General features: G+C 64.1%; 6 protein-coding genes. All 6 read right to left on the reverse strand.

Going from position 1 to position 12153, the window contains the following annotated elements; translation table 11 throughout:
- Positions 1-327 precede the first annotated feature (327 nt).
- The 6 genes from V5B40_RS21230 to V5B40_RS21255 all read right to left on the reverse strand — a co-directional run bounded on the left by V5B40_RS21230 (position 328) and on the right by V5B40_RS21255 (position 12152).
- The gene (locus V5B40_RS21230; protein ID WP_332356429.1) at positions 328-3984 is read right to left on the reverse strand and encodes a DUF6519 domain-containing protein; all 3657 of its coding nucleotides are present in this window, start codon (positions 3982-3984) and stop codon (positions 328-330) included.
- Entirely contained in the window at positions 3981-6149 is a 2169-nt protein-coding gene (locus tag V5B40_RS21235; RefSeq protein WP_332356430.1) for a hypothetical protein, read from the reverse strand. The genes V5B40_RS21230 and V5B40_RS21235 overlap by 4 nt, the downstream gene beginning before the upstream one ends.
- Positions 6146-9640 (reverse strand): baseplate J/gp47 family protein, encoded by a 3495-nt coding sequence (locus V5B40_RS21240; protein ID WP_332356431.1) that lies wholly within the window; start codon positions 9638-9640, stop codon positions 6146-6148. Before V5B40_RS21240 ends, V5B40_RS21235 begins: the two co-directional genes overlap by 4 nt.
- A 104-nt stretch (positions 9641-9744) precedes the next feature.
- On the reverse strand, positions 9745-10935 hold the full coding sequence (locus V5B40_RS21245; protein WP_332356432.1) for a hypothetical protein: 1191 nt from the start codon (positions 10933-10935) through the stop codon (positions 9745-9747).
- Positions 10928-11320, reverse strand: a complete 393-nt coding sequence (locus V5B40_RS21250) for a GPW/gp25 family protein (protein WP_332356433.1) — start codon at positions 11318-11320, stop codon at positions 10928-10930. Before V5B40_RS21250 ends, V5B40_RS21245 begins: the two co-directional genes overlap by 8 nt.
- A 10-nt stretch (positions 11321-11330) precedes the next feature.
- Complete coding sequence (locus tag V5B40_RS21255) at positions 11331-12152, reverse strand: phage baseplate assembly protein V (protein ID WP_332356434.1); 822 nt, start codon at positions 12150-12152, stop codon at positions 11331-11333.
- Position 12153 lies beyond the last annotated feature (1 nt).

A 12153-nucleotide genomic window follows, 5' to 3' on the forward strand; every position in this document is an offset into this window, starting at 1 on the left:
TCGGGCGTCCGTGGCTCATTCAACAAGTGAAAACCATGAACTTCGACTTCTTGCTCGGGCGCGCGATGCTCGCGCGCAACGGCTTGAAAATCTGGCTGCCAGAAATCCGGTAAGGGAAGTTAAACGATTGCAGGGAGGGGGTGAAACAGGCGACCTGAACGGCCGCCCCGTTTGCGCTGGACTCAGAACCGAACTCACCCTCAAATCGGATAGCGAAAGGCATGAAAACACAGCCGCAGCCAGCGATCTTAGCGAGGGCCCCCCGTTACCAACACATATAGGGATAGAGCCAACGAATGAAAATATTAGAGTTGTCATCGAAACAAGTCAAGCATTGTTTTCTACCAGGAACATCGACCCCGGATCGACCTGGGTTTTGATCGCGCAGTTGTCGAGCAGGTTGTTGATCACCTGCCACAGCGGCTGACGAGTACCGTCGTCACCATTGGGGTCGTTTAGTATCGCTCTCACCAAGATACCGCGCCTGAAACCACTAAGATGATTGAATCGGATCAGCAACGCTCTGCCCTGGTAACCGTACAACCGGATACCATCCGCGCTTCTTGGCTTGCTCGCGGGGAAATGCGTGATGCTGATACGATTGGATTCGATATCCAGGCTGTCGCAGTTTCCAACCAGGATCCCATGCCTTTCACCGGCATACTCCGCCGACAGATAGCTGTGGATCATGTTGTCCCGGATTTGCACTCGACCACCTTTCAGGACTGCTGGATTCTCTTTGTCGTTGTTACTCAGGCCTATGTGGATGCCCTGGCCGGCGCCGATTATGGTATTGCCAAACAGGCGGATCTCATTGGCCTGGCGGCCAGCGCAAACGATACCCTGACGGGCGATCGCCGGCAGATTCGAGATCACCGTCGTGTACCAGTGTTTGAAGGCGCTGAATCCATCCACGTCGCCCTGCTTGAGCAGGATTTCGTCGGCGAGTCGCTTGACATGGCGGATGATGCCATAGGCTCCGACCCCTTTAGTTGGCGGATTCAGGGCCAGGTATGTGCGCCAGCTGTCAACCAGATCCGCATCGGTTGAAAAATAGAGCCGTATGCTTTCATCACTGAAATCGATAATTCCATTACGACGAATACCGGAGACCGCAGGATGATCACTACCGGAAAAGCCCTCACCATCGAAGGAGAAATTAGAGATCAACGTCCTGCGGAATGCCTGGCGGTACTTTTTCTCTTCGAGCTGCGCCTTTAGGCTCCAGCCTTTGGACTTCTTCCTGACCTGAATTTCATTGTCCTCGACCAGCGCACGATCGGCATTGACCAGCAAGATGCCAACCTGATTGCGCCCTGGATTGATCCGGCAACGCCGAATCCGCGTCGAGCGGCGAACGCCACTATTGGCGTCGCTGTGCATTACGCGCAAGCATGATGCCGATCGCTTGTCCGCCGCTTCCGCACAGGACAGCGTCGCGTGATCGACATCGACCTCGGCGACATCGACTATATCCAGCGTGCCTTTAAGGTTGCTTAGCGCTTTGCTGTTACCGGCCTTGCTACTGAGCATGGCGATATCGCGTACGCGCAGGCTGGCGCAGGCGATGATTTGCAGCGCGGATTCGCTCTGCGGCGCCAGCACCCGACTTTGCGGACCACAGCCATAGATCGCCACATGCCCCTTGTCCCGCAGCACCACGGTGTCCTTTACATGATGGTCTCCGGCGCTGAAATAGATCTCGACGTCCTGCCCATCCTGAAGGCCGGCCAGCCTGGCATGCACATCCTCATCGGGTTTGATCGTGATCCGATAGCAGGAGGTCGCTTTATTCCAGCACGCGAGTTGATCGATCGCTTCCTGCACCGTCGCAGGCTTGTTGGCGCCGTTGCCGTCGTCGATGGATTTCCAGCATGCCTGCTGAATCGTTGGATCGTAGGGCAGCATGCCAGCATCCAGATGGCACAGCAGCGCATTCCACATCGCGCGCACTCGGAAACTCCCGGAAGGATCGCCAGCGCGGTGTTGCAGCATCCCCTGCAGGTGCTGCAACAGCGTGTTGGTCTGCGGCGCGCAATTGGGCAGGCTGTACGGGATATCGTCGCTGTCGAGATTGTTGAGCAAGGCATCGATGGCCTGCTGAACGGTTGCCGGGCGGCTCGTGGACTCATTGACATCATCCCAGCGATTACCGTTTGGCAGGGCTTCGTAGGGAATATGTCCGGCCTTGAGTTCACACAGTAGCGCGTCGAGTACGTCCTTAACGCTGTAATAGCCGTCCAACCCGAGACGCGAGGCGTCCGGCCCCAGCAACAGGTGATGGACTGTCAGTGGTGTAGCGCTGGCAGGCTGGCAGGCCGGTGCATAGGCGACCTGGTCGGCGGATACCAGATTGGCGTAGAAGAACACCGGCGGCGAGAAATCCGCTGCCGGGCTGGCGGCATCGTACGGGGTGACAAGGCTGGCGCGAACACAGCATTTCTCGCCGATCACCGCGCCCGGTGTCCAGTTACAGGCGGCGATGCCGTGATCATTGGTGATACCGCCATCGACGAGACTGAGCGTACCGCCACCGGCCTCGATCACGAAGCGCACCGTGGCGCCCGCCACCGGCCATTCGCCGTTGGCGACACCGACGCGCAGCGGCTGCGGCAGCACCTGGCCGGGCACGATCTCCTGGCCGTCGCCGCCGGCCATGAACAGGCGCGTCATCTCGCTCAGGGTCGGGAAGGCATATTTTCGATCGAGCTCGGGGTTGGGTTGCAACGCACCGCCGACGACGCTGCCCAGCGTCAGGTAACGATGCAGGACGCCGCGTGGTGGTGCGCCGACGAGCAGCGTGCTGCCCTCGGCGTGGATCGCCTCGCGCACCTCGGCCAGCCAGTAGTCGCCGGCAACGAAGGAGTGGCCGCCGAGCGCCAGGCTGAAATCCATGGAGTTGAGGATCATGTCGAGCGTGGGGCCGACCACGACATGGCCGAGTGCATCCTCGTCGTTAACCTCGGACAGGTCCACGCCGCGATCGCGGCCTTCCAGCAGCGCATTGCCGTGGAGATCGATGCGGCAATAGCCGTCCCAGCGCCGCACCAGCACCGGGTTAGCGGCGGGGTTCGAATTGGGGATGGCCCGCACCGCGTAGCCGCCGGAGGATTCATCGAACACCGCCAGCGGGACGCGTGACGGCCGCCATGGGCCGGTGGCGAGCTGTACCCCGAGATGACGTTCGCTGGTCTCGTCATAGAATTCGTAGACCCAGTCGTTGCCGATGAAACCGGCCGGCATCAGCGCCTCGCTGGCCTCGGCGACGAACTGCTCGGCGCCGTTCTCGGTTGACCACTTGAGAGTGATCTCGCTGGGGTTGTCGGCCGGGCCCTTGACGTCGTGCACCTCGACGCGGAACAGGTAATTGCCGACACGTGAATCGATATCGAGCTCGGCGGCGCAGGGATCGCAGGCGTCCGGCTTGGTGGTTTTCTGCGTCAGTGTCAGGGACAGCTGCGCGTCGCCCCGGCGCGGGTTGTGCGGCGATTGTTCCGGATCTATGGCTACCGGGCACCACTTGACCTGCACCAGCATCTGCTGACGACTGCAGGTGTCTGCGCCATGCAGGCCGACATCGCGAAGGCGCGCGTCGCTGAGCTGGGTGACGGCACGTTCCCACACATCGGCATACAGGCGATAGTCGCCGGTAGTCGGCGGTGGACTGGGGAAATCGGGCTGGCTGCCGTAGTCCAGCGGCGCGGTGCCCGGCAATTCGGCGGCGGCGCCGTCGATATACACATGACCAGGCTGGATCTTGATGCCGGTGCTGTCGACGATGCGCAGCGGGCGATGGCGCGGCGTGCCGCCGATGCTGCCGGCACTGTTGCCGATGACATCCTTGAGCGCGTCGCCGAGACGCCCCTTGAGTATGTCCACCAGCTCGTTCCAGTCGGCATCGGTGAGCATGCGTCCCTGTTGCTGATAGACACCGGTGTAGTTTTTATCCGGTTGCAGACTGTCCCTGGAAATTTCGGTTTTCATGATGACCCCCCATTACTGGAATTCTTTATCTCGGGCGGCAGGCCGAGCAGGCGCCGGTCGACGATGAGCACCGGCTCCATGCCCACCGGCAGGAACTCGAGCAGCTTGTCCTGCATCGCCTCGAATTTGAGGCTGTAGTAGCGATGGTGATGCGCGCCCATCTCGCCGCCATCCTCCGCGCCGAAGCGGATGCTGTGCGGGGTGTAGCGGTCGAGCACGCCGTAGCCGGCTTCACCGTAGGCCGCGACACGCTGTTGATAGGTGCCGTCGCTGCAGTAATCGAAGCGCACGAATACCGGCATCTCGCGCGTATTGGTGCTGCTCCGCCCGGCTGTGGCGTTGAGCGTCGTTCCATCGACCGCGGCCGGGATACGCGAATAGCGCAGGCAGCCGGATTCCGGCTCGCCGCCGGCGCCGTCACCGATGTCGCCGACGAAGATGCAATCGCTGGCCTGCAGTTGCAGGCAATGCGCATGCTGCATGACGGTGCAGTACTCGAGCCGCGCCAGGCCATTGAGTAACGCGATATTGGTGAACAGGCAGTCCTGCGCATCCAGCGCCGGCAACTCTGCACCGTCAGCATCGAAGGCCAGGCCGCTCGCCATGCCCAGAGTAGGCAGCACGCAACGCCGCAGCCTGAGATGGCCGCTCGCCACCGCCACGTTGCCCTCGAAGATGACATCGCTCAGCACTTGGCCGCCCTCATTCGCCAGATGCAGCGCATCGGCGCCGGTGAAACTGCCTTCGAGGCGCACCGGCCGGCCCTCGCGACCGCCGTTGAAAGCGCCCATCTCACCGCCGTTGCTGGCGCCCTGCGAGATGCCCGGCGGGCAGTCCGGCGCCAGCACCGAGCGCGCCGCCAGCGCGGACTGATGGTCGAAGAACCGCTGCACGTCGGTGACACAGTCCTCGATTGTCATGCCATCGGCGCTGAACGGCGCATCCGCCGGGTAACGACTGAATTCGATCACGCCCTGGATATCGCTACCGACGATAGACGTGAACAGGCAGTCCTTGGCATCGAGCGCGGTGACGAAGGCATCGTCGCGCACTGTGCAGCGATCCAGTTGCACCATGCCACCTGACGACAGCTCGCCGAACAGGCAGTCGGCGGCGATCACCACAGGTGCATCCAGCGCCGGCGTCGCGACATCGACACGTACCGCCTCGACCGCGTTTAGGGTCAGCTTGCCGCCGCTCGCCACCTTCAGTTCAGCGGCGAAATTCAATCCTTCGATGCGATGCAGCTTGGCCGCAAGCTCGACATCATTGCTGATGGTGATGACGCGCGCAGTGTTGTTACGGATGACCTGCACGCCGTCCTCAACGGTCTCGCTGATCAGATGCTGGTACAGCGAATCGAGGCGCTCTTCCCATGTCAGCTCGATGGCGTCGAACGGGATCAGCCCATCGGGTGGCGCCACATACACCAGCACGCGCTTGTGATGGTACAGGCCGTGGCCGCCGTCGACGCTGCGCAGGTCGACGGTGCGGCGCGATACGTCGTCGAAGCTGCCCGGGAAACAGGGAGCGCCGTGGGGATTGAGCTGTCGCCAGGAAAGGCTCAGCCCGCCGAAGCGGGAGACGCGCGCCGCCGGATTGGTCGGCAGCGCCTCGACCGCGCGCGAGGGCCGGCGCAGGTCGACGGTGGCCGCCGGCAATGACGGATGGCGCGCCATACGCGAGGCAAAGCGCTGGTCGATGTCGAGCGCGTCGTCGACCACCGCCACCGGCATCAACGGCATGTCGATGCGCGGCGTCATCGCCACGCGCTGCCAGCCTTCCTGGATCTCCGCCTCCATGTTGCCGACCGCCTCGGCGATCTCCTCGGCCACCTTGAGGGTACCCTTGAGCTGGCGCCACGACACCGCGTGGGCGACCTCGTCATGCTTGCCCTGTGGGTCCGGCGACACGATGTTTACGGCCAGCAGCTGGGCAAAATAGGGCAACAGCCAGGACTGGCTTGTGGTCGGCAGGGTGTCGTCCAGCTGCTGGCGCAGCATGGCCTGGATCAGGTCGAGCAGGTGACCGTGGGCATCCAGGTAACGCGCCAGGTCTTCGCTACCGGCGCCGCCATGCTCATCATAGCGGTCACGGGTGCGATAGACCTCGGGCAGCATATCGTAGAGCCGGCGGCCAAGACGCGAATCGAAGCTGTAGCTCATGGGCGGTATTCCTTGGTGCCGACGAGCAGTGTCGAGCCGGCCGCAACATCCAGGTGGACTACCTGGTTGCGGTCGGCTGGGCGCACCACGCGGGCATTGTCATCCAGCACGCAGATCGAGTTCTCGACGCCATCGATGCCTTCCACCGCCTTGTAGATCTCGCTCAGGTAGAGCGGCTGGCCGAGGCCGCGCTGTTGCAGCGCAAACACGCGCTTGAGCTCGGCCTCGACGGCGGCGGCAACCTCGCGCGGCAGCCAGGCCGATGAATCGACGCGCAGCGTGATGCGCATGTCGACGAGGCGCGGCGTATAGGATTCGACGCTGACCGTTATGCCGGGCAGCGAATGGCGGCCGAGATGGGATTCGACGGTGTCTCGCAGGTCGTCGGTGAGTATGCCGCCGGCCGGCACCACGATGACGGTGATACGTTCCATGCGCCCGCCCTGATCCACCTCGCGGTAGGCGCGGGCCTGCCAGACATCGCTGCGCGCGCTGGCGAGATGGGCGAAATCGCTCAGCGACACCGCGCGCTCCAGCGCCAGCAGCGTCGGCGGTGCGTTCTCCCTCAGTGAGCTCAGGGCTTCCATGTCGCCACCTCCGGACGCGGGCATCGGCTGCGAGACAGTATCCACCAGCGGGTTGGGGTTGATCGCCTTATCGAGGTTGTATGGCGGCAGGTTGCCGGCGAGGCCGTTTCCGACGCGGTAGCGCAGGCGCAGGTTGTTGCTGCCGCTCGGCAAGCGGCGGCCGTTGACGCCGTCGCCGAAGATGACGCGTACGTAGCCGTCCTCGGTCATGCGCAGCTCGTAGTGCCTGTCATCGGACACCGAGTCGCGCAGCGTCGATACCTGCTGCCACACGCGCCCGGCCACCTTGACCTCGATATCGGCGGCGACCCCGGCAGCCTGCGTGGCGTCAGGGGTGAACGACACCCCGCTGACCTCGATGGTGAAGGCCTGGCCCGATTGCGCGGCATCGCCGCTGCCGAAGATCTTCTGCGGCTGCGACTCGCCATGCCCGGCCGGCGCCACGTTACCGAGCAGCACCATGTTGCCGGCGATGCAGGGCTGGAGGCGCGGCTCGAAGGTGATGCGGCCATCGACCATGTCGGTGATGCTGACGAGATAGGGATTGCCGCAGCCCGTCACCAGCAGCGAGCGGCCGATGGTGAGCGCCTCCGGCAGCAGCTCCAACATGAAGTTGTCCGGATCTATGGGCGCCGGGTTGAAGTTGGCGTTCTCGGCCACCAGCTGACCGCGAAAATCGGCCTGTACACGGATCAGCCCACCGCTGTCGTGCGGGGCATCGACCAAATAGAGGGCGAAGCTCTCGGCCTTGTCGGCGGCGACGAAGGTTTCGATAGCGTCGATCGCCAGTGCGCAAGGGCCGTTGGAGAATTCGGCCACCACCCAGTCGCCCTGGCGGATGCGGTCGGCCGCGCCGTCGAACATGTAGCGCGGATCGCTGGCCACCACGCGCGCCAACTCGCTGGCGCCCTCAGCGATGGCGAGCATCGGGCCCTGGAGTTCCAGGTCCTCGCGAATCTCCTGAAACAGCGGGGTATCGCCCTGGGCGGCGTTGACCAGCAGCTCGCGCAGCGCTTCCTTGCGTTCGGCCTCCGTCGGCAGTTGCCATACGACCATCGGCTCGCTGTCCTCATCCGAGCCGGCCTTCATATTGTCGAGTAGTACATATAGCTTGTCGGTGGCGTCATTCAGGCTGATGGCGGTAGCCAGGTCGGTGGGCGGGAAGCCCTTGATGACGAACTTGCCGCTGCTCGGGATCATCATCAGCCCCAGGCTCAGCATCAGCTCAATGGCGGCCTTGACCAAGTCGATGGGCAGGAACGGCGACGGGAACAGGAATGAACCTATGCCCGGCAACGCACCCGGCAGTGGGAAAGGAGTTTCCGTGGGTATGGAAACCTCCGGGAGCTCCTTGGTAATGGTGAAGATATCGCTGGTGCCAGTAGTATCCATCGCTACCGCCTCGGCCGGTGCCGGTACCGCACCGCCGGGGTTGTCACCATCCAGCAACACGACGACCTCAAGGTTGGCGCCGGCCCTGGTGCCGCTGATCGGGCTCAGGCTGTACAACCGGTCACCGGGCAGTGGCAACGGCGATGTGGTTTGCAGCCGCAGGTTGCGTGTATCCGCCTCGATGATCTTCGCGTAGCGCCATTGCCCAGACCTGCGCCAGCCGACATAGGCATTGGCGGCCAGGCCATGCGGCGCCGCGGTGCGAATCACGTTGGCGCCGTTGAGCCAGCATTTGCGCTGCCAGCGCGGCGCGTAGTGCAGCCGGGTATCACCGCTGGCCCAGCCGTGCCATTCGTTCTGCAACGGGCTGTCGCCTAGTTCGAGCGCCAGCGTCGGCGGCTTGCCGTCGATGGTTTCGACCCGGTCGATGGTCACTGCATTGGCGCGGTGGTGCGCATCATCGATCAGCATCGCCACCTCGCCTGCCTCTACAGCCGGCTTGGCCGGCATGATCCAGAGCGTGCTGTTGGATGCCGCTACCGATGCCTGCGCACCGATCAGCTTACGCAGGCGTAGTGCCACGAAGTGCGGATGATCGAGACAGACCTCGACCATGCGCAGCGCCTGTTGCAGCGCGGCAGCCTGATCCACGGTATTGCCGCTTTGAGTCGCCAGCTCGGTGCTGGACAGCGCGGTGATCTCACCCAATGTCGATTCGAGCAGGCCCGACCAGTCGCCCGGCGACGTGAACTGGTTGAGGAAATAGGCCTTGGCCTTCCACTCCCACAGCAGCGTGGCTGCTATGCCCAGCGCGCTGGTGGCCGGGTCGAAGCTCAGGAAATCGAAGATGCGAAAGCCATCCGCGGGTTTCAGTGCATCCAGCGCGGCGGCATGCACCGCCCCTACGCCCTGCAACGCGATGGCCGGGTCGAGCATGACCTCGGCCACCTCCACCGATACCACCTCGCCGTCACCGGCCGGTGCGCCGCCCAGCGGCTCGCCGGAGTGGTTCCAGCCGAGCGGCCGTAGCTCGTTGAGCGCGGCGTCGATGGCAATGTCCTGCAGCGTTTCGAAGATGACCTTGCTCGCGCCCGCCGGCGGGCTGTTCTTGACCTGGAAGCCCTTGGCGATGACGCCGGCCTTGCCCGGCTTGGCGCTGAAGGCGAGCCAGGTCGATGCCGACGCCGGCGGCGCCGGGTGGTAGTCGAGCATGCCGACGAGGCGACGCACATGCTCCCATTGCGTGGCGGTGCCGAGGAAGCACTCGTTGGCATAGGCGTCGGCATGTGCGGTCAGCATGTGGCAGCAGCGCGCGAAGCTGCGGCTGATCTCCCAGGCCCAGTCGCGCCGCTCCTGCTGGTAGGTTTCGAGCAGGCGTCTGTTGCGCAGGCTCAGGCGTTGCTGGCGTTCGACCAGGGTTTCGCCGTCCACTTCGATCTCACGCGGCGGTACCTGCTGCGGCGGGTTGATCCAGTCGCACAGGCCACTGGTCGGGTCGGCAAAATGCCGCACCAGTTGCTGGCGCAGCCTCTCCAGGTATTCGGCGGCGTTGCCGTCGACATACTCGAAGCGCGTCAGGCCGGCCCGGTTCCAGCGCGTCAAGTCCTTGCGATCGCTCATCCGCCGCGTCCTCCGTGCAGGCTCAGCCGGTAGTAGCCGCGCGCCGGGTCGACCGGCGAGTTGTCACACAGCGCCACCTCCAGCCCGTCGAGGGTGATGAAACCGGCCTCGACGCGGTCGGGGAACTGGCTGCCGACGCGCTTGAAACGATTGAGACAGACGTTTTCGACGCCATCCAGCGCCATCAACACCTCGATGATGTCGCTGCTGTACAGATCCTCGCCGAAGCCGTGATAGCCCGGCGCGAAGAAGCCCTGCTGTCCATGGCCGAGCGCCTGGGCGATGGCGAGGCGCACCTCCGACTTGAAGTGGTTGGCGCCGATGGTCACCGACAGCGCCATATTTATACCGACATAGCGCGGGTCGCGCAGCACCACCTCCTGGCCGGCCATGCGGAAGGCGTCGATATAGGGGCGCAGGATCATGCGCACGCTGGGCGGCGGGGTGGTGTCGAGATCGGGTGCGCGCAGGCCAGCACGCTCGTGGAAGTTCTCGATGAGCGGCTTCAGGTCATCATCGTAGGGCAGCGGCGTGCCGCCCGCCACGTGGTCGAGCTGGCGGCCGCCCGCAGCGATGACCGCCACGTGCAGCGTGAACCACGAGCCGCTCCACTCGCTCCAGGCGTGGGCGGCGGCCACCAGCGGGTGTTCGCGCAGGCGCAACGCGTAGTCCTCGGTGGTGACCATGCGTTTCTGGGTGTGGATCTCGCGCGGGCCGGCGCGGCGCGCCTGGTCCATGGCCGGAGCATGGCCGCGCCAGTAGTCCTCGAGCGCCTTGATGGACGCCTCCTCCGACAGGTCACTGGCGATCTGGTCTTTGCTGCGCGCCACCGCCACCGCGTCGTAGCCGATGAATTCGAGCAGGTTACGCACCCTCTCGGGACGGCGTGCGGTTTCGAGGAAGGCCTCAGCGAAGACGCGGTCCTGCATGTCGGAAAGCTGGTCGAGCACCGCCGCCAGCACTTCCACCAGTACCACCTCGAGATCGGCCGGGGTCCAGCGCTTGCGTTCCGGGAAACGCGCATGAAGCTCTTCGAGCATGAACATGCGGTAGCCGTCGTAGTCGCGAACGCGCCAGTCGAAATCATCGCCGGCATCCGGCAGTGCCGCAGGCAGTTGTGCCTCGCGCACGCCGCAGTCGGGGCAATGGCCCTCGAAGCGCAGGTGCAGGTGGGGTGCGTCAGCCATTGCCGGTCCCTCCGATGCTGAAGGCCTGGGATTCCTGGCGGTTGATGGCGGCGAGCTGGTAGGAGATCAGGATCACCAGCTCGGCCTCGTGCTGCTCCCGAGTGACCTTGAGGGTGCGCGAATCGACCTCGCCGTGCAGCGCCTCGGCCAGCGACGACAACAACTGTTTGTGCGTGATGTTCCACAGTGCGGCGTTGTTGGGCTCGAACACCAAACGGCGGATGCCGACGCCGAATTCGGGGCGAAACACGCGCTCCTTCGGGCTGGTGAACAGCAGCTGCTCGATCTGCTCGCGCACGTGGTCGGCGCGCGACGAGGTCTGAGGTCCGTCGGCGCCGATGGCGAACGGGAATTTCAGGTAATGGGTATCGCTCAGGCTTGCCATGTGCCGTCCCTTATATCGTCTTCACCGTGGTCGACAGGGTGCTTGCCTCGCCCTGCGGGATGGGCGGCGAGGTCGGCCCGCCCACCGTCGGCGCCGAGGTGTGGATGTGGCTGGCGAACAGCGACAGGAAACTCTGGCCCTTGATGACCGGTTCGCCGCCCTCGTCGCCGAGATGCACCTGTCCGCCCTTGAGCACGATCTTAGGCGCCTCGGCGGTGATGCCGGCGGCGGCCATCTCGATGACGTTGCCGTTGCTGTCTTCAACTTTGGTGCCGCTGCTGTTCATGGTCAGGGTGTTGCCGTTAGCGTCCTCCACCGTGATGACGTTGCTGGCGGCGTCCATCTTCAGCACCGCGCCGGAGGCATCGGTGAGGGTGATGGTGCCCTGCTTGTCTATGGTCATCTCGGCATTGGCCGGGTGGTAGAGGCGGAACTGTTCCTCGCCGGCCTCGTCGTCGAACTGCAAAATGTGTCCCGAGCTGGTCTGGATCATGCGCGTCGTCGGCTCGTCCTTGGAGGCGTCCTCGGGCACGTCATCCTGTTGCTGCCAGAAGCTGCCGACCCAGATCGGGCGGCTGATGTCGCCCTCCTCGAACTCGACCCACAGCTGGGCGTCGATGTCGGGGATGAAGAACATGCCCTGCTGGTTGAAACCGCCGTAGGGCAGGCAGGGCAGCGCCCAGTCGGAATCCTGATCGGCCAGCACCGACGGGATGCGCAGCTTGAGGCGACCGCGTTTCTGCGGATCATGGTTGTCGACGACGGTGGCGCGGTACTTGCCAAAGCGTTTCTCGTCGACGAAGCGGGCGAGGCGGATAACGGTCTCTTCCACC

This window comes from Candidatus Accumulibacter meliphilus (assembly GCF_036625345.1).
Classification (GTDB): domain Bacteria; phylum Pseudomonadota; class Gammaproteobacteria; order Burkholderiales; family Rhodocyclaceae; genus Accumulibacter; species Accumulibacter meliphilus.